Here is a 19,868-nt window from a genome sequence, read left to right as displayed (position 1 = left end):
TTCAATTGACTTTGACTTAATTTGGCTAAGCAATTGTGTCATATTTTACTATCAATAACAATTAATTAGATAATGACTAAACTTATTTTTTGTCGTCTTGGTTATCATCATCGTTTACTTCTGTGAAATCAGCGTCTTCAACATTGCTATCATTTGAATCACTTGCTTGTTCACCTTGTGCTTGTTGTTGCGCTTGAGCAGCTTGTTCGTAAACTTTAGCAGATAAATCTTGAACTACTTTTTCTAACTCTTCTTTTTTAGCTTTAATGTCGTCCATATCTTCGCCTTCAAGAGCAGATTTTAGAGCTTCTTTTTTCTCTTCTGCATTATTTTTATCTTCTTCGCTGATATTTTCACCTAAGTCAGTGATTGTTTTTTCAACTTGGAATACTAAGCTGTCTGCTTCGTTTCTTAAATCACTTTCTTCACGACGTTTTTTGTCTGCTTCTTCATTTTCTTCAGCATCTTTAACCATACGATCAATTTCTTCATCTGAAAGTGAAGAGCTTGATTGAATTGTAATGTTTTGTTCTTTATTTGTACCTAAATCTTTTGCAGTAACATTTACAATACCGTTTTTATCAATATCGAAAGTTACTTCAATTTGAGGTACGCCACGTGGAGCTGGTGGAATATCAGTTAATTGGAATCTGCCAAGAGTTTTGTTGTCAGAAGCCATTGGACGTTCACCTTGTAACACATGGATATCAACTGCTGGTTGATTGTCTGCTGCTGTTGAATAAACTTGTGATTTAGATGTTGGGATTGTTGTATTTCTTTCGATAAGCGTATTCATACGTCCACCCATAATTTCAATACCTAATGATAATGGTGTCACATCTAATAGCACTACGTCTTTAACATCGCCTGTGATAACGCCACCTTGAATTGCAGCACCCATTGCTACTACTTCGTCTGGGTTAACGCCTTTATGAGGATCTTTGCCTACTTCTTTTTTTACAGCTTCTTGAACTGCTGGAATTCTTGTTGAACCACCAACTAAAATAACTTCGTCAATATCAGAACTTGATAAACCAGCATCTTTCATAGCTTGACGAGTTGGATCCATAGTTCTTCTAATTAATGAATCAGATAATTCTTCAAATTTAGAACGTGTTAAGCTTAATTCTAAGTGTAACGGGCCACTTTCGCCAGCAGAAATAAATGGTAGGGAAATTTGTGTTTGAGATACACCTGACAAGTCTTTTTTAGCTTTTTCTGCAGCGTCTTTTAGACGTTGTAATGCCATTTTATCTTGAGATAAATCCACACCATTTTCTTTTTTGAATTCTGCAACTAAATAGTCGATAATAACTTGGTCAAAGTCATCCCCACCTAGTTTATTATCGCCTGCTGTAGAAAGTACTTCAAACACACCGTCGCCTAATTCAAGGATAGATACGTCAAAAGTACCCCCACCAAGGTCAAAGACTAAAACTTTTTGATCTTGTTCAGTTTTGTCTAAACCATAAGCTAAAGCTGCTGCTGTTGGTTCGTTAATGATACGTTCAACTTCTAAACCAGCAATTTTACCAGCATCTTTTGTTGCTTGACGTTCACTGTCATTAAAGTATGCAGGCACAGTAATAACTGCTTTTTCAACTTTTTCACCCAAATAATCTTCAGCTGTACCTTTTAAGTTTTGTAAAACCATAGCTGAAATTTCTTGAGGTGTGTATGATTTACCTTCCACGTCAACTTTATAATCTGTACCCATATGACGTTTAATAGATTGGATTGTATTAGGGTTTGTGATTGCTTGACGTTTAGCAACTTCACCTACTTGTGTTTCATCATTTTTAAATGCAACAACAGATGGTGTTGTTCTTGCGCCTTCAGGGTTTTGAACTACTTTAGGTTCGTCACCTTCTAAGATTGCTACACATGAATTTGTTGTACCTAAGTCAATACCTATTACTTTACTCATAAATAATTTCCTCCTGTTTGTTTAAAAATTTGGTGTTTTCATCAATAAAAATTATTGATTTACTTTAACCATTGAAGGTCTTAATACTCGATCCTTCAACTTGTAACCAGTTTGTAATTCTTGCGTGATTTCTCCTGATTCAAAATCTGGGTTATCATCTTGAACTACAGCTTGGTGTACATTCGGATCAAATTGTTGACCTTCAGCTTCAATTTTTTCTAAACCGTTGTTTTTTAGGGCGCTCAATAAGCTTTCATAAACCATATCTACACCTTTTTGTAGTGATTTAAATTGCTCATCTTCGCCTTCAATTTGTAAAGCACGTTCAATATTATCTATAGTAGGTAAAATATCATTTAAAACATCTTGTGCTTTATATTCTTTCATCGTTTGATTTTCTTTTTGGATTCTACGCTTGTAATTTTCAAATTCAGCATACAATCTCAAATATTTTTCTTCTTGTTCTTGAACATTGTTTTTTAACTGTTGAATTTCTTCATCTTTAGGATCGATTTCTGTTTCAGTTTCTTCAGAATTCTCCTCCTGCAGATTTTCTTGTGATTCGTCTGTCATTTCCTCAGTATCTTCAACTGAAGTAATTTGGTCTTCGCTAGATTCTTGTTGCATATCTTCAGTTTTTTCGTTTTCTTCGAATACTGATTCATTTTTTTCTGCCATTGTCTGCCCTCCAATACAATTCTTAATTACCAAATCGTATTTAGTAATCGTATTACATTCTGATAATTCATTGCTGTTGGTCCGATAACAGCGATTTGACCTTTAAGTCTATCGTCAATGTGATATTGCGTTGTGACGATAGAAATGTCACTTAAACTTGATTCAATTTCGTGTCCAATCTTAACATTTATTGATGAATTTGACATTTCATCAAGCAACTGAGTAATCTTATTTGATTCGATATACTGCAATATAGGTTGAATAGATGCCACGTTTGATTCATTTAACGCATCAATTAGTTTAACCTTTCCACCCATATAAATGCCATTACTTTGATTATCAAAATGAACTTCTATCGTATCTAGCATATCTTTTATAAAATCTTTTTCAAAGTCTGATTTTACAAAAGCATTAAGTTCATTTTCAAAGCGCTGGTTGTTTAATTCATTATAGGTCGCAGTCACAAAGTTAGCTATATTCGTCAATTCATCACTCGATAAGGGCACCTTAGATACCAAATGCAAATTTTCCACATGACCTGAAGTAAAAACAACAACCATAATGACCAAATAAGCATTTGCTCGAATCAAGTGAATGTTATTAATAATATCTTTTTTGTGATTTGGACGCATTACCAACGTTGTATATTGAGAAGCGATTGAAAGTTCATTTGCAAATTCGCTCAAAGCTGAGGAAATATCATAATGGTTTTCCACCAACAATTCTCTTAAACGTTGCATTTTTTTGTGTCGATGATGAGATGTTTGCTGCAATAATTGATTCACATAGTATCTGATGCCTGACTCTGATGGAGAACGTCCTGATGAAGTATGTGTTTTCTCTATTAAACGAAGTTCTTCTAGTTGTTTCATCTCATTTCTAATAGTAGCAGGACTAACATTTAATTTATGTCGTTCAATCAGTGTTTTTGAACCAATTGGTTGACCTAAATCAACATAATCTTCAACAATTGCATTTAAAATGCTCAATTGCCTATCACTAATCATGTTATTCACCTCATTAGCACTCTTCTGTTTCAAGTGCTAATTATAATTTATCAAATTGGTCAAAGTAAGTCAACGTTAAAGGCTCAGTTTTTCAAAAAAATTAAACATTTAATAAAAATGATTCAAACACTAGATTCCCTATTACCTTTCCTCTTTCTGTCAATGAGATATACCCACCATTATCGAGAATAAGTTCACGTTGAAGTAAATCTTGTATTGCTTCACTATATACATCGTCCACCGTTTTATTAAATTTTTGATAAAAACGTTCTCGGTTAACACCTTGGTTCATTCTTAATCCTAGAAACATTTCTTCTTCCATTTGTTCATTTTCTGTAGGGTAAGTTGAATCTAGGATAGGTCTTTCATTATTTTGTATTTTTTTAATATAATGGTTTACTGGGTTTACATTATTATAACGTTCTCCATTAACATAACCGCTCGCTCCTGCGCCAAATCCGTAATATCCTTCGTTTTTCCAATAAACTTTATTATGTTCAGATTCGTGTCCTGCTTTACCAAAGTTTGAAATTTCATATTGATGCAATTCAGATTGGTTCATTCTATTTAATAAATACTCATACATTTCTTCCCCGATATCTTCATTTGGAATTTTTAACTGTCCCTTGCGATACATATTATAAAACTGTGTTTTAGGCTCTAAAATCAACCCGTAACTAGAAATATGATCAATGTCCATAGATAGCGCTTTTTCTAAACTATCTTTAAAGTCTTCTAAAGTTTGTTTTGGTAAGTGATACATTAAATCTAAACTTATTGAAGGAATACCAACTTTTCTAGCATTAGTTACCGCATTATAGATATCTTCAGTTTGATGTGATCTACCTAAAATTTCTAGTAATTCAGGTTTAAATGTTTGAACACCCATAGAAAGTCTATTAACACCATAATCTTTCAGAAGTTGAACTTTATCTAGCGTCAATTCGTCTGGATTAGCTTCAAAACTAAATTCACCTTTAATCTCAAATATATCAGTGATAGCGACTAATAGTTTTTCTAACTGCTCATGTGACAATGCAGTAGGCGTTCCCCCGCCAACAAAAACTGTATCTAATGTTCTAACTTCACTTTGGTTCATTTCCGTAATCAAACAATCTAAGTATTGGTCGACTGGCTGGTTTTGTATAAAGTATTTATTGAAATCGCAATAAGTACAAATTCTCACACAGAAAGGGATATGAATATATGCGCTTTTCACTTCCATTTTGCGATCACCTTCTTTCATAAATAAAATTTAATGAATATAACAAAAAACTGGGGCATAAATCGAATGGATTTAAGGCCCCAATGTTAAATTTATATTAATCTTCGTCCATTTTAAGCACTGCTAAGAAAGCATCTTGAGGAATTTCTACGTTCCCTACCGCTTTCATTTTTGCTTTACCGGCTTTTTGTTTTTCTAATAATTTTCTTTTACGGCTGATGTCGCCACCATAGCATTTCGACAATACATTTTTACCCATCGACTTAATGTTTGTACGCGCTATGATTTTTTGACCAACTGCTGCTTGAACAGGTACTTCAAATTGCTGTCTTGGTATTAGGGTTTTTAATTTTTCGACTAACGCCTTACCTCTTTCGTAAGCAAATTCTTTATGAACTATGAAGCTAAGTGCATCAACCTTCTCGCCATTTAACAATATGTCCATTTTGACTAAATCACTTTCTTTATTATCTATAAATTCATAATCAAATGAAGCATATCCTTTTGTATTTGATTTAAGTTGGTCAAAGAAATCAAATACGACTTCTGATAAGGGGATTTCATATATAATATTAACTCGAATATCATCTAAATATTCCATGTTAATGAATTGACCACGTTTACGTTGACATAGTTCCATAACAGCACCTACGTAATCATTTGGTACCATCATAGTCGCTCTTACAAACGGTTCATATATTGTATCAATTTGATCTCTTTCAGGCATATGCGCAGGATTATCAACAGAAATTTCATCGCCATTTTTCATGATACATTCATAAATCACTGACGGCGCTGTAGCAATAAGTTCTATCCCAAACTCACGTTCAATACGTTCTTGGATAATCTCCATATGTAACATACCTAAGAAGCCTGTTCTGTAACCAAATCCTAGCGCTTGAGATGATTCAGGCTCAAATTCCAATGAAGCATCATTTAATTGTAATTTTTCTAACGCTTCACGCAAGTCATTATAATCTTTATTATCTATTGGGAATAAACCACAAAAAACCATTGGGTTCATCTTTTTATAACCTTTTAAGGGTTCTGCGGCCGGACGTTGCACATGTGTAATCGTGTCCCCAACTCGAGAATCATCCACATTTTTAATATTGGCGATAACATACCCGACATCACCAACTGTTAAAGCATCTACAGGTAATTGTTTCGGTGTGTTGAAACCTACTTCAGTTACTTCAAAAGATTTTCCTGTAGCCATCATTTTTATTTGATCTCCGTTTTTCAATGTGCCTTCAACAATTCTGATGGAAGATATAACACCTCTGTACGGATCATATTCAGAATCAAAAATTAGCGCTCTCAACGGTGCTTCCGGATCGCCTTCTGGTGGAGGAACTACTTCTACTATTTTTTCTAATATATCTTCAATACCAATATTCGATTTTGCACTTGCTAAGACAACATCGTCTTGATCGAGACCTATAACATCCTCTACCTCTTGTTTCACACGTTCAGGTTCTGCTGCTGGTAAATCGATTTTATTTACAACTGGTAATAATTCCAAATCATTATCTAATGCTAAATAAACATTAGCTAATGTTTGAGCTTCTATACCTTGAGCAGCATCTACAATTAAAATTGCACCTTCACAGGCTGCTAACGATCTAGAAACTTCATAGGTAAAATCTACGTGTCCAGGTGTATCAATTAAATGAAATGTATATGTTTCCCCGTCTTTTGCATCATATTTTAAACGCACAGCATTTAACTTAATTGTTATACCTCGTTCTCTTTCTAAATCCATGGAATCTAATAACTGTGATTGCATTTCACGTGATTCGACGGATTTAGTGTTTTCTAAAATTCTATCAGCTAACGTGGATTTACCATGGTCAATATGTGCGATAATAGAAAAATTTCTTATATTTTCACGCTTACTTAAACGATTTTCTTTATCCATGTATTATCATTCTCACTTTCATAATTCTAGCCCGTAAATATGTATGACATTCTTTGATATAATAACGTTTTTGTTTACTAATTGCAAACTTGTGATAACCAAGTGTAATATTTAAATTAAAGTATTTAAATTCAACTTCCAAACAAATTTAAAAGTTGAATTTGTTCTATTATAAATATTATTGTAACATTTATCGCGTGTTTACGCGCCTTATTATAAATAAATGATTGCAGAAAGTTGCTTGTTTTGATAAAATATTTCTTGTTGTAATCAAATTATTTTTGATAGCGAAGATCACACTTTTAGGAGGTGACAGACATGCCAAACATTAAATCTGCAATCAAACGTGTTAATTCAACTCGTGTAACTGAGGAACGTAATATTTCACAAAAAAATGCAATGCGTACAGCTGTTAAGAGAGCTCATTCAGCAATCGAAGCAAATGCTGATGACAAATCTCAATTAGTAAGCTTTGCATTGAAAAAAGTAGATAAAGCTTCTCAACGCAACTTAATACATTCTAACAAAGCTGCTAGAATTAAATCTTCTTTAATGACAGCTGCTAAATAATTAAAAGTTCAAGCATTAGCTTGAACTTTTTTATGAATAAAAGGCCGTAAAGATGATCCTAATCATCTTTTATGGTCTTTTATTTTAGTGGTTAATGCTTAAAATGATTCAAAAACAGCAATTATCGGTGTTAGAGCGATAAAATAAATAACTCAAGGATTAATTGTTTATCCATATAGGAAGACTTTAATTTATAATCAGTCTCTGCACAATTATCAATGATGTTCAACAAACTTTCTAATTGGTAATGCCTTGCTTGATTTAAAGCTAATTTGACTCTATAAGGATGAACATTTATCGTTTTAGCTATTTGTTGGCCGCTGTACCCCTTTTGTCCTAATATTTTGCTTTGATAAAACAGACGGTAATTACTCGTCACTAATGCTAACAATTTGATAGGTTCCTCTTTCATCGCTGTTAAGTCTTTAACTAATTGAATCGCTTCGGTCTTTTTATTTTTTTGAATATATTCGGTTAATAAAAAAACATTTTGTTCTAAACTTCTATTAACGATTTGATGCACATCTTGTTTGTTAATTGTAGTTCTCTCACCTAAAAATAGTATTAATTTTTCAATTTCCTGTTTAATAACATTAAAATTTACACCGGTCAATTCTAGAATTAACTCAAGTGCGTCTTGTTTAATATCTTTATAATTTTCATGTAGTTGACTTTTTATCCAATTTTTCAATTCTTCTTCAGACATTTGCTCTATCTTTATAATTTGAGCATGTTTTTTCAAAGATTTAACAACTTTTTTTCTTTCATCTAATTTAGCATGATTCACTTCAAATATAATTAAGGTCTCACCATCATATTTTTCTATAAATTTCATAAGTTGGTCGATATTATGATTAAGTTCTTTAGGTGCTTTCTCGCCAGTAAATACATACGCATTTTGTACCAGAACCACTTTTTTATCAGAAAAGAAAGGCATAGTAAGCGATTCTTCAATTATTGGAGCTAAATCACTTTCATATAAATTATATTTTATGAAATTAAAGTCGTCTTTTGGCGCATCTAAATATTTATCAATCATTTCGGAAGCTTTTTTTTCAATAAGTTCAGGCACTTCTCCGTATATTGTTATTATATTATTACTCATTCTTAGCACCCTTTCATTACTATTGCACATTTCATAATTATAACATGTCTAATATTTTCTAACTAATTTAATCTGTATGAGTTTGTAATAAAATATTATCTCTAAACAAAATACTGACTTCACCATCTGTATGAGTTTGTAATATTTTAGCTCCTAAAGATTGTAACTTGTTAATAACCAGTTTATTAGGTAAGCCATACCTATTGTTGTTTCCCGCTGATATCAGAGCTATTTTCGGTTTAGTAGCTTGAAGAAGTGCCTCGCTCGTACTCGTTTTACTACCATGATGACCTACCTTTAAAACATCCACATTATATAAATTATATTTTTGCATTAATATAGATTCATTGTTCATAGTTGCGTCGCCCATTAATAATATTTTGTATTTTCTGTATTGTATCAGTATAATAATCGATTGCTCATTTAAATTATCTGAATTGAGAATCGTAGCATCTAAAAGATTAATATGAGCTTTGTCCATTAAAAATCGCGGTTTATTTTTAAAATCTAAAAGTTTTACATTATACTTTTGTGAAGTTTCTCTCAAATGATTTAATTCCTCTGGTTTAAAGCTTTTTTGATTAATAATGATATTTTCAATAGGTTGTTTTTGAATTAAATATTCTAACTCACCCATATGGTCTATGTGAGGGTGTGTAATTACCACGTAATCAATCTTTTTGATATTATGGCGTTTTAAAGTTGGGAGTATATGATATTTAGAAATATTATGATTGGGCGTTGTTTGTTTTGAATTGAATTGCCCTCCAGTATCAATTAATAATACCTCGTGTTTTTGTGTTTCAAATAAAAAAGCATCACCCTGTCCTACATTTAGCATAGTTAATTGATAGTCCTTAGATTGAGGTATTACAGTAGAAAAAATGTATAAAATAACCAGGGCAAAGATAAACATTTTAAAATGTTTATTTACTAATAGCAATAAATTAACAAATAAAATAATACATATGCCAGTTATTTGTAGATCGTTCAATACAGGGATATACCATTTAAAACTATTGATTTTTTCGAAATTTTCTACAAACTTATCATGTATAAATACGACATTATTATATAGTATGGATAACATGGTTATTTTAAAAGGAAAATGGATAAAACAAGTAAGAATAATGACTAGTGGAAATAATATAAATGAATAAAAAGGCACAAAAAATAAATTTGATATTAAGCCAATCCATTGAATTTGGTGAAAATGAATCGCACTTATAATAAATGAACCTAATTGAGCAATCAAGGTGATATAAATAAGTGATTTAAATGGTGACACGTTTGTTAGTAAAGGACTAGAAAAAAGTATAAAAAAAGTAATTAAAAAAGAAAATTGAAATCCAATATGGTAGATTAGCGAAGGGTTTATTAAAGTTAAAACGATAAATAGACCACCTAGCACATCCATAGCATTTTTCATAATATATTTCGGAAATATTAATATAATCAAGCTCATTGAGACAGCTCTAATAGCACTTGGTGACATATTTGTATAAAAACAGTAAACAGGTAATAAAAACAATAATATCATTTTGATGAATAATAACGGGCATTTGAATAAATTACACATATAAAATACAATTCCTATAATGATAGCAATATGTGTACCACTGATAGCTAATAAATGATATATACCGATATCTTTAATTTTTTCTATTTCATCTTTTTCCATTTGTGCCGTATTACCTGTTATAAATGCTATTGCTTTCTCAGGTGAATTGATATCCCATTGCCGTAACTTTTTATAGATAAATGCTTTATGCCTATGTAATAAATCGATTAATGTGCTAGAGTAGCTTTTACAACTTGAAAACTCTATATTTTGAATAAAAAAGGTAAGATTACTTTTGAAATTAGGGTTAACAGCTTTAAATTGGCCATTCACATTACAACTTTTTTGCCATAAAAAATTTGATATAGCCTTTGTTTCAACATTTTCTGGATGATAAATATATTTATAAAACGTTTTATTTATCATTATTTCTCCTTTAATACGATGATGTTCCAAAAAAGGGTGACTCATAAATTTCGCTTCTACTTGAAAATTTTTATTTATCATTGAATAACGATTTTTAATCGTCGAATCCAAATCTTTTTGAAACACCATAAAGCTAATTAAAGGGATTATAATAATAATAAAATAATGAAAATAACTAAAACGTTTACGCATCATTATAACGATTAATCCTATTAATATAATGAGTGATAAAGTTTTAGTATACAAAACCAAGATACCAGCTAAAAAAGCTAATGCATAGTAAATCAAATTTACTTATTGATTAAGTATTGCGCTACGTGTTTCGGGTTAAAAGGGATTTTTTTATATACAATACCTGACTGATCTAACAATTCTAAAGCATAGTGGTGGTTATGATAATCTTCTGCATAATAAATATTTTTAATACCCGCTTGAATGATCGATTTTGTACAGTTTAAACAAGGAAAATGAGTTACATAAATCGTAGCACCCTCGGTTGACACACCTTGTTTCGCGCATTGTAGCAATGCATTCATCTCTGCATGTATCGTGCGAATACAATGTCCATCTTCTAACAGACATCCTTCATCGATACAATGCACTTCTCCTGATACCGAACCATTATAGCCTCCGGCAATTATTCTGTTATCTTTGACGATAGTGGCGCCTACTGACAATCTTTCACAAGTAGAACGTAACGCTAGTAAATGACTTTGAGCCATAAAATATTCTTCCCATTTGATTCGTTCCATGATGTTAAACCTCCAATAGTATGTCATTTTTATTGTGAATAATTCTAGATTAATTGGCTTTTCTTAATAATGCAACAATATTTTAGATTGATAAATAAGAACTTAATTTTTCAACTGTCTTAGCACCAATTCCATTAATTTCTTTCAATTGGTCTAAAGATTTGAAATCGCCGTTTTGCTCCCTATATTCAATAATAGATTTAGCTTTCGTTTGCCCTATTCCAGGAATAGAAATAAGTTGACTTTCTGTTGCAGTATTGATGTTGATTGCTGCATCATTGCTATTTTTACTTGCTTCTACTAAATGCGTTGCATAATTCACGTTATGACTGGTTTTTTTGTCATTCTGTGTATTTAAATCCTCCCCTTTTTCAGGAATGTATACCATTTTTTGATCTACTAATTTTTCTGATAAATTAATATTTGATAGATCTGCATTAACTGAGACAACTGCTTTATCCAATAACTGTTTCATACGATCATCGCTTGCCATTTTGTAAATATTAGGATGTTTCACTGCACCTTTAATATCTACGTAAATGGTGGCATGCTTTGTATTATTTTGTCTTTGGTTTGTCTTATTATTTAATGAAGTTCCATTATCCTCCTTTAATAAAGATGGCATATGTGTGTTTGTTCCAATTAATTTGTTTTCATCAGTTTGTTTAAACTCATTTTCGTTACTATGCGCGTTAAATATAAGAAACAATATTGAAACAATTAGCAAAACTGAAATCGCACTCATTATGATTAAAGCTCGATATTTGTGGCAAATGTCTTTGATTAATTCCCATTGATGTAACAAAAAATCACTCCTTTATACTATACACGCATAAGGGAGTGATTTTACTCTTTATTTTTTTGCGATGAAAAACAAACGTTCCCCATCTTTATCATGATTATCTATTTCAAAATCAACAAAAGTTGTTATATTTTTAAAACCACAAGCTTCAAGCATGCTTGTGTAAATTTCTTCTGTATACGTTCTTTGATAATGTGATTCATCAAATCTGATATATTGATTTTCACCCTTTTTTATAAAAAAAGTCATGTCATGCCATACGCTTAAAGGGGCTTCGCCTCGAACAGCTTCCCAACCTAAAAATACATTTTCAGTTTCATCAATATAACTTTCATTATTGAATAGCGTTGTCATTTTGTGTTCTGTGTGAACATCAAACATAAACACGCCACTATCCGTTTCTAAATGATTATACACTTGATGGAACGTCGCCGTTACATCTTCTTTTTCGGGTAAATAATTTAAAGAATCGCAAAAAATGGTAATCACATCGAATTGTCGATTAAGTTCGAATTCAGTCATATCTCCTTCTATCCAGTTCACTTTATTGGATTTTTGCATTGCTATAGAAAGCATATCAACGCTTAAATCCATCCCAGTTATATGATCAAATCCGTCTAATTTTGAAGTGAAACTGCCTGTCCCACAACCAATATCTAAGATAGATGTTTTGTTATTGGCAAAATAATCTACAAGATTAAGCCAAGATTCGTAAGGCTGGTCTAAAGTCAATTGATCGTAGTAAAAGCTCATTTCTTCATATTGAACCATTATTAATAAACTGCCTGTCCATAAGATGCTAAAGGCGCATCTCGATATAATTTTTCAAGATTGTAATAATCACGTTCATCTTTATGGAAGACGTGAACAACAACATTAGCTAAGTCAATTAAAATCCATCTTGCCTCGTTAAAACCTTCCATTCGTTTAACTTCAATTTCAGCTTCATTTGCAGCGTCTTTAACTGCACGTGCAATGGATTGAACTTGTCTTTCATTGTTACCATGACAAACTATAAAATAATCTGTCATATCACTGATACCTTGCATATTTAAAGAAATAATATCTTCTGCCTTTTTATCTTCAGTTGCTTTGACAGCTATGTTTAATAATTGATCTGAATTCATTTAATCATCCTTTACTCTTTCGTCACTATAATTGTAATAATTCAAGCAAGCAATCGTGGCATTATAAACGGTAATATCTTTTGTGATTAAATATAAAACAGTTCGCTTAGAAATTTCATAAATTGTATTATCTAAGCTACCTTGATTGTATGCTAAATCTCTAATTTCTTCAACGCCTGGGGTCTGACGACCAGGTTCTATATAATCTGCAATAAAAACTAATTTTTCAGTTTTGGACATTTGAGCACGTCCAGTTGTATGATTTTTGATAGCCAATAAGACTTCTTCATCAGTCACGCCAAATTGATTTTCCATTATAACTGCACAAACAGGACCATGTAAAATTTCCGAACCATAACTGAGTAAATCACTATCTAAATCATATTGTCTAACCATTTGATACATTGAGCCTAAATCATCATACTTACTGTAATCATGTAAAATGCCAGCAAGTTCTGCTTTATCTTTATCACCATCATATATTTCAGCTAATTTCACAGCTGTTTCTGCTACTCTAAGTGAGTGATTAAATCTTTTCTCAGGTAATTTTGCTTTCACTAAGGAGACGGCTTCATCCGTTTTCATATAATCCTTCCTCTCTGATATATTTTTCTACACTTTGAGAAACAAGCATTTGAATATTATTATTTTGTTTCACTCTATTCCTTATAAGCGTGGAACTAATATCTACACGTGGTATATTGATTGCTAACATGTTCGATGTTACTTCTTGATTTGATTTTTCTCTGTTAACAATTACAAACGTGACGATTGATTTCAATGCTTCAATTTTATACCACTTTTCTAATTGATTATACTGATCAGTGCCTATGACAAAATACAATTTAGCATTCGGATGCTTATCTAGGATATGTTTTATCGTATGATACGTATAACTTTGACCTTTGCGTTCTATTTCATCTAAACAAATTGATCCAAACCCCAATTCATTAATCGCACATTGAATCATATCTATCCTATATCTCGCGTCTAAATAATCTGTATGCGCTTTTAGTGGCGACATATAACTTGGTATAAAATAAAATATATCTGGTTGAATAACATGATTCACTTCACTAGCAACAACCATGTGAGCTGTATGAATCGGGTTAAACTGCCCACCATATAAAACAATAGATTGAGCCATTAAGGTAATTGAATCTGTTTGTTATCTTGTGATTCTTTATACAACACAATCATAGACCCGATTACTTGAACAATTTCACTATGCGTTGCATCGCTTAATGACTGTGCTAAGTCATTTTTGTCTTCAAAATTATTTTGCAAAACATGTATCTTTATTAATTCTCTATTTTCTAAAATATCTTTTAATTGATCTATCATGTTATCTCCAAGACCAGCTTTTCCGATTTGGAAAGTTGGATCTATATTATGTGCTTTGCTTCTTAAAAACCTTTTTTGTTTACCTGTTAACATAAAATACTCCTTTATAAATATTCTAAAACTGTTTGTTTCATAATTTGTATATTTGGTTCAGTGGCCGTCCATATTTTAAAGCTTTCGGCTCCTTGATAAATAAACATGTCTAAGCCATTATAGACCGGATTACCTTGCGCTTCAGCTTGTTGTAAAATGGGCGTCTTAAATGGGACATACACAATGTCACTTATTAATGTATCAGGTTCTAAATTTTTTAAACTAATTGGAATTTCTTGATTTGTATTCATACCAGCAGGCGTCGTATTAATAATAATATCAAATTCTGATAATGCCACTTCAGCTTCTGATAAATGAACTTTATTAACATTTAAATTCCACTGTTCAAATCTATTCATCGATCTATTCGCTATAGTAAGTTTAGGCTTTACATACTTAGTTAATTCATTAGCAATACCTTTACTTGCTCCGCCTGCTCCCAAGATTAGTATATATGCATTGTTTAAATCTGGATAAACTTGCTGTAACCCTTTGACATAGCCAATGCCATCTGTATTATAGCCAATCCATTTACCATTTCTAATTTTAACTGTATTAACGGCGCCAACAGTTTCAGACTGTTCGTCAATTTCATCTAGGAAAGGTATAATACGCTCTTTATGAGGAATGGTAACATTAAAACCAGATAAATCTTTTTCTGAAGTAATTTCCTTTATAAGATGGAAATCTTTTTCAGAGATATTAATAGCTTCGTACGTTGCATGGTAATCTAATGCTTTAAAATTAGCGTTATGCATTGCAGGCGATAACGAATGATCAATAGGGTTGCCAATTACTGCAAATTTCATATTTAACACACCTTACATAATTGAATTTCTTAAAATAACATCAACATTTTTAGGCACTCGAACAATCACTTTTGCACCTGCATCTATTGTGATGAAACCTAAACCAGAAATCATGACATCTCTTTTTTCTTTACCTGTTTCTAATCTTACGGCTTTAACATCTTTTAAGTCAAAGTTCTCAGGATTATGAGGTGGCGCTAAGAGCGAGCCTAATTGATTGCGCCATAGTTCATTAGCGTTTTCTGTTTTAGTTCTGTGAATGTTTAATTCATTTGAAAAATAACAAATTAATGGACGTTTCCCTCCACTTATATAATCAATACGTGCAAGACCACCAAAAAATAAAGTTTGCCCTTCGTTAAGTTGGTAAATTCGTTGCTTAATCTCTTTTTTAGGTATGACAACTTTAAGTTCATCTTCTGAAACTAAATGCGTCATTTGGTGATCTTGGATTACACCTGGTGTATCATACATGAAAGTTGTTTCATCTAATGGTATGTCAATCATATCTAACGTTGTACCAGGAAACCTTGATGTCGTCACAACATCCTTTTCTCCTACACTACGTTCTATTAATTTATTAATTAAAGTCGATTTCCCTACATTTGTCGTGCCTACAATATATACATCTTCATGGTTTCGAATGCGATCAATAGACTCTAATAAATTTTCAATGCCTTCATTTTTTTCTGCAGATATGAGCACTACGTCTTCGGCTTCAAGTCCATATTTTTTCGCCGTTCTTTTTAACCATTCTTTTACACGACGTTTATTGATTTGTTTTGGTAATAAATCTATTTTGTTAGCTACTAAAATAATTTTTTTATTTCCAACGATTCGTTTTATAGCATTAATAAAAGAGCCCTCAAAGTCAAAAACATCTACGACATTTACGATTATGCCTTTTTTCTCACTTAATCCATTCAGTAGATTTAAAAAATCTTCACTATCTAATCCGACATCTTGAACTTCGTTATAATTTTTCAACCTAAAACACCGTTTACATATTACATCTTCACGAAACAAATTGTGTTCCGGCACATAACCTGGCGCGTCTGAATCTTCAGATTGTAATGGCGCACCGCAACCAATACATTTTAATAATTCCGTCTCACTCAATCAGTTTTCCTCCCACTTGATATAGCCTTTTTTTCTAAAGTGCTGTAATAAACGTCGCTCTATTAGTCGATTAAATTTAGTTATAAAACCATCTGTTTGCTTAACAGGCACCACCATAATTGTAAACAGACCACGTCGATTGCCACCAAACACATCCGTTAACATTTGGTCTCCTATGACTACAACTTCAGATGGTTTTAAATCCATAGAGGTCATCGCACGATTAAATGCACGGCCTCTTGGTTTTTTTGCTTTAAATATATAATCGACTTTTAAAGATTTTGAAAAACTGCCAACTCTTTTTTCACTGTTATTAGAAACAATTGTAATGGTAATACCTCTTTGTTTCGCTTCTTCAAACCAGTTTTTAACTGCTTCTGTCGGGTCAGCAACGTCCCACCCAACAAGTGTATTATCTAAATCAGTTACTATACCTTTTACACCAGATTCTGCAAGTTTATCTATGTCTATTTGAAAAATAGATTGCACGTATTCATTTGGCATAAAATATTTCTTTATCATACCCATTATCTATTCACCTTTTTATATCATTTTAATTAACGCTTCTACGGTTTTACTAGATGATTTCGCAGCTTTGTCTAAAAATTCATCAAATGTAATACCAGCATCTCCATCTGCTAAATCTGATATGGCACGTGTGATAATAAATGGTAAATTGAATTGATAGCATGTTTGTGCGATTGCCGTTGCTTCCATCTCGGCAGCCATTGCTTGAGGGAAGTTTGTCTTAATTTCCATTCGTTGACGACTCGTTCCAATAAAGCTATCACCACTTACGATAAGACCTGTTTTAGCTATCAATTGTTGATCAGTTATCACTTGTGTTGCTTTATGAACTAATGATTTATCCGCTATAAATTGTGCTGGCATTTGAGGAATTTGCCCTAACTGATATCCAAATGCTCTAGCATCAGCGTCATGATAAGCAACCATATCACTTACAATGACATCACCTACATTTAATGACTTATCTAAAGCACCTGCTGACCCCGTATTTATAATCAATCGCGGTCTGAATTTTTCAATTAATAATGTTGTTGAAATGGCTACATTAACTTTACCGATTCCACTTTGAGTTAAAACAACTTCTTTATCATTTAAATAGCCTTTATAAAAATAAACATGTGCAATATTAATTTCTTCTAAATTTACGAGTTTATCTTTAAGGATTGCTACTTCCTCTTCCATAGCACCTATAATACCTATCATTATAATTCACCTCATTTTAAAATCCTAACCTTAGTTATTCTACCACATTTAAAGCGATACCTCGACGATTGAATAATAATTATACTAAAATATTAAACCAATTTTCAGATTTATACAGAGGCATTTTAATATTTTAACTCCTCATTACGCTTCGTATGTTTAATGCTTTTTCCTCGACACTTATTTAAGTGAAGCTAGTAAAGTAAATTTTTGTATTAAACAAATAAACATTCTCAAGTCCATTAATGTTTAGATTAAGAACTAGAGAATGTTTATACAGTAACTATTATAATTTTTAACTGCCCATTAATTGTGTTAAACCTTGTAACGAATAAACGCCTGTAACAACAGTGACTATAACAGCTAAAATACCAAACCAGAGCATCCAGGCGGAATTGTTATGTTATTTTTACAGGTTTCTACCATTTTATAAAAAGACTGTTATATCAACACTTTTAGAGTATATTAGTGGTTATGAGTTCCATAGGTTTTTATTGCTTTATAAATAATCTGCCCTTTTTTTGCCCTTAAAATTAAAGATGGAAAATAACGTTTAAAAGAGATAGTATTAAGATATTAATAAGAAGGTGGGGAATGTATGAAACAATTAGAAAAAATGACTGATACAGAATTGCTTGATGATTTAAGGAAATTACTTGATATTACAAGAACAGCGCTTGAAGAAAAAGATTATAAAAAAGCTCTGCAAGTTAAAGAAGAAGTACATGGTAGATGGAAATATTTAGACAAAGTGAAATTTGATAACACTGGGTCTCAAACTTTTCGAAATTATCGTAGTATTTTACAAGAAGCAAGCGCAAAATCAGGTAAAAGATGGTATGAAAACGCTAAAAACCCTTATGATAAGTACACCCATAAATTAGATGAAATAAGATTTGAATTACAATACCATATTAGTATGGAAGAAAATAGACTTAAATAACGAAAAGCCCTCTTTAAAATTAGGAGGGCTTATTTTCTTGCATTTTTTCTTTCAACTTAATTAATTCATCTCTTAATTCTATCTCTTTCAACCCATCTTGAATTAGCTTTCTAATTATCTCTCCCCTGCTATCTATATTTTCTTGTACTTTGCTTATCTTCTTCTCTAAATTTTCAACTATATTCTTTTGCTCTTTAGCCACTAAAGTCTCCCCTTTTTATTTTATCTCCACAATATCTTTTAAATTAACTTTACGTAATATAGTTTCTTCATATAAATAAAGTAATCGTTCATAGTTATCTACCTTGTGAATGTACCCTTCTATATTTTTAATATATCCATCTTCATAATAACTTACAGTGATCACTGGGTCATGGAACATTTTGAATACTAAAGTATCATTCAACTCGCTTAACTGATCATCACTTAATATAGGCTTATCTATTTTGTTTTGGTCTTGTATGTATTGCTCTAATCTTTCGTACTGCTCGGGCATAGTTTTAAAAGCTTGCCACTTAACCATTTTACGCCCTTCTGGTATACGTGGATTAAGATATTCTCTAGGTATGTTACGATAATCTGATTCATATTTATAAGGTTCTGGCATATCCGGATTAATAATTCTCATAGTATCACCTCAATAAATACTATAGAACATTTGTTCGTGTATGTAAATCTATTAACATAAAATAACCACCCAGTGACATGTGTGGGTGGTTTGCGTGGGAGCATTCTCAAAAAAGTTGCTCCGTGACGGAATGATTACCGTGAATTTGCTGGTAAATGTTTCAACCAGCTTGTTTAAAAAGGATAACAATATCCCATGGCACTATGCCTTATTGTCCGTATCGTATATATTATACTCAATCGTACGGTATCGAGTTAGAAGTCCTCACTCGGTTTTATTAACGTCAGTATGCCCCCTCTGACAAATCAGATACTGGACTGGAAGAAGTCACCAGTCGGGACCATGTTACCCACGGTATCTCTCGTATTTTATATATATATTATACCACATTTAAACATAAAAAAATAACCACCCCGAAGAGTGGCTATGATTCGTTATAGAATAAGGAAAGCAACGAATGTCCAAGTTATGTGATTGATAAATATAATAAAACTCCACTTCCCACAGTGGATAAATTGTTGGATTTACTGTTGTTTAATAGAAGAAGTAGGACGGGTTCCTACTCCTATCTACACACTAACACTAATCTATATTATTACAA

Annotated in this window: 22 protein-coding genes; 2 read left to right on the top strand and 20 right to left on the bottom strand. The window is 31.9% G+C overall.

The window, feature by feature from the left end:
- Window positions 1–82 precede the first annotated feature (82 nt).
- From dnaK to lepA, 5 genes are all read right to left on the bottom strand, one after another.
- Window positions 83–1,927 carry a molecular chaperone DnaK gene (gene dnaK, locus KA894_RS01885; RefSeq protein ID WP_096809418.1) on the bottom strand — a complete coding sequence of 615 codons (1,845 nt, stop codon included), beginning with the start codon at window positions 1,925–1,927 and terminating at the stop codon, window positions 83–85.
- Between the two features lie 51 nt (window positions 1,928–1,978).
- Window positions 1,979–2,605, bottom strand: a complete 627-nt coding sequence (gene grpE / locus KA894_RS01880; protein WP_119488172.1) for a nucleotide exchange factor GrpE — start codon at window positions 2,603–2,605, stop codon at window positions 1,979–1,981.
- A gap of 26 nt (window positions 2,606–2,631) precedes the next feature.
- A complete protein-coding gene (hrcA, locus tag KA894_RS01875) occupies window positions 2,632–3,612 on the bottom strand; it encodes a heat-inducible transcriptional repressor HrcA (RefSeq protein WP_096809412.1) in 981 nt (326 codons plus the stop codon).
- 100 nt (window positions 3,613–3,712) lie between these two features.
- Entirely contained in the window at window positions 3,713–4,837 is a 1,125-nt protein-coding gene (gene hemW / locus KA894_RS01870; protein WP_115342129.1) for a radical SAM family heme chaperone HemW, read from the bottom strand.
- Between the two features lie 97 nt (window positions 4,838–4,934).
- Window positions 4,935–6,758, bottom strand: coding sequence for a translation elongation factor 4 (lepA, locus tag KA894_RS01865; protein WP_096809406.1), 1,824 nt, complete (start codon window positions 6,756–6,758; stop codon window positions 4,935–4,937).
- A gap of 318 nt (window positions 6,759–7,076) precedes the next feature.
- Here lepA and rpsT point away from each other — a divergent pair, with 318 nt between their 5' ends.
- Window positions 7,077–7,328, top strand: coding sequence for a 30S ribosomal protein S20 (gene rpsT / locus KA894_RS01860; RefSeq protein ID WP_096809402.1), 252 nt, complete (start codon window positions 7,077–7,079; stop codon window positions 7,326–7,328).
- A gap of 130 nt (window positions 7,329–7,458) precedes the next feature.
- Here rpsT and holA read toward each other — a convergent pair whose 3' ends face one another.
- The 13 genes from holA to mtnN all read right to left on the bottom strand — a co-directional run bounded on the left by holA (window position 7,459) and on the right by mtnN (window position 17,696).
- On the bottom strand, window positions 7,459–8,433 hold the full coding sequence (gene holA / locus KA894_RS01855; protein ID WP_096809399.1) for a DNA polymerase III subunit delta: 975 nt from the start codon (window positions 8,431–8,433) through the stop codon (window positions 7,459–7,461).
- Window positions 8,434–8,500: 67 nt separating this feature from the next.
- Entirely contained in the window at window positions 8,501–10,615 is a 2,115-nt protein-coding gene (locus KA894_RS01850) for a DNA internalization-related competence protein ComEC/Rec2 (RefSeq protein ID WP_232164822.1), read from the bottom strand.
- Window positions 10,616–10,710: 95 nt separating this feature from the next.
- Window positions 10,711–11,172 carry a ComE operon protein 2 gene (locus KA894_RS01845; protein ID WP_096809397.1) on the bottom strand — a complete coding sequence of 154 codons (462 nt, stop codon included), beginning with the start codon at window positions 11,170–11,172 and terminating at the stop codon, window positions 10,711–10,713.
- Between the two features lie 82 nt (window positions 11,173–11,254).
- A complete protein-coding gene (locus tag KA894_RS01840) occupies window positions 11,255–11,977 on the bottom strand; it encodes a helix-hairpin-helix domain-containing protein (RefSeq protein WP_107644204.1) in 723 nt (240 codons plus the stop codon).
- A 48-nt stretch (window positions 11,978–12,025) separates the two neighbouring features.
- Window positions 12,026–12,745: a class I SAM-dependent DNA methyltransferase gene (locus tag KA894_RS01835; protein WP_096809393.1), complete on the bottom strand. Its 720-nt coding sequence runs from the start codon at window positions 12,743–12,745 to the stop codon at window positions 12,026–12,028.
- Between the two features lie 2 nt (window positions 12,746–12,747).
- Entirely contained in the window at window positions 12,748–13,101 is a 354-nt protein-coding gene (gene rsfS / locus KA894_RS01830) for a ribosome silencing factor (protein WP_096809391.1), read from the bottom strand.
- Window positions 13,102–13,686, bottom strand: a complete 585-nt coding sequence (yqeK, locus tag KA894_RS01825; protein ID WP_096809390.1) for a bis(5'-nucleosyl)-tetraphosphatase (symmetrical) YqeK — start codon at window positions 13,684–13,686, stop codon at window positions 13,102–13,104.
- On the bottom strand, window positions 13,673–14,248 hold the full coding sequence (gene nadD, locus KA894_RS01820) for a nicotinate (nicotinamide) nucleotide adenylyltransferase (protein ID WP_096809388.1): 576 nt from the start codon (window positions 14,246–14,248) through the stop codon (window positions 13,673–13,675). Before nadD ends, yqeK begins: the two co-directional genes overlap by 14 nt.
- Window positions 14,248–14,538 (bottom strand): ribosome assembly RNA-binding protein YhbY, encoded by a 291-nt coding sequence (gene yhbY, locus KA894_RS01815; protein WP_096809386.1) that lies wholly within the window; start codon window positions 14,536–14,538, stop codon window positions 14,248–14,250. Before yhbY ends, nadD begins: the two co-directional genes overlap by 1 nt.
- A gap of 11 nt (window positions 14,539–14,549) precedes the next feature.
- Window positions 14,550–15,347 carry a shikimate dehydrogenase gene (aroE, locus tag KA894_RS01810; RefSeq protein WP_096809385.1) on the bottom strand — a complete coding sequence of 266 codons (798 nt, stop codon included), beginning with the start codon at window positions 15,345–15,347 and terminating at the stop codon, window positions 14,550–14,552.
- A gap of 12 nt (window positions 15,348–15,359) precedes the next feature.
- The gene (gene yqeH / locus KA894_RS01805) at window positions 15,360–16,466 is read right to left on the bottom strand and encodes a ribosome biogenesis GTPase YqeH (protein ID WP_096809383.1); all 1,107 of its coding nucleotides are present in this window, start codon (window positions 16,464–16,466) and stop codon (window positions 15,360–15,362) included.
- Window positions 16,467–16,994, bottom strand: coding sequence for a YqeG family HAD IIIA-type phosphatase (locus KA894_RS01800; protein ID WP_096809382.1), 528 nt, complete (start codon window positions 16,992–16,994; stop codon window positions 16,467–16,469).
- Between the two features lie 15 nt (window positions 16,995–17,009).
- A complete protein-coding gene (gene mtnN / locus KA894_RS01795) occupies window positions 17,010–17,696 on the bottom strand; it encodes a 5'-methylthioadenosine/S-adenosylhomocysteine nucleosidase (RefSeq protein WP_103372726.1) in 687 nt (228 codons plus the stop codon).
- A gap of 598 nt (window positions 17,697–18,294) precedes the next feature.
- Between mtnN and KA894_RS01790 the strand changes: the two genes are divergently transcribed.
- Complete coding sequence (locus tag KA894_RS01790; protein WP_210133678.1) at window positions 18,295–18,639, top strand: hypothetical protein; 345 nt, start codon at window positions 18,295–18,297, stop codon at window positions 18,637–18,639.
- 19 nt (window positions 18,640–18,658) lie between these two features.
- Here the strand turns inward: KA894_RS01790 and KA894_RS01785 are convergent, their stop codons facing one another.
- Window positions 18,659–18,841: a hypothetical protein gene (locus KA894_RS01785; protein WP_210133677.1), complete on the bottom strand. Its 183-nt coding sequence runs from the start codon at window positions 18,839–18,841 to the stop codon at window positions 18,659–18,661.
- 15 nt (window positions 18,842–18,856) lie between these two features.
- Window positions 18,857–19,267 carry a YolD-like family protein gene (locus KA894_RS01780; RefSeq protein WP_207572611.1) on the bottom strand — a complete coding sequence of 137 codons (411 nt, stop codon included), beginning with the start codon at window positions 19,265–19,267 and terminating at the stop codon, window positions 18,857–18,859.
- Window positions 19,268–19,868 lie beyond the last annotated feature (601 nt).

The sequence above is a fragment of the Staphylococcus sp. GDY8P131P genome (assembly GCF_017891975.1).
Lineage (GTDB): Bacteria > Bacillota > Bacilli > Staphylococcales > Staphylococcaceae > Staphylococcus > Staphylococcus nepalensis.
The sequence above is the reverse complement of the archived record's forward strand: the minus strand, read 5'-3'. Positions and strand labels throughout refer to the sequence as shown.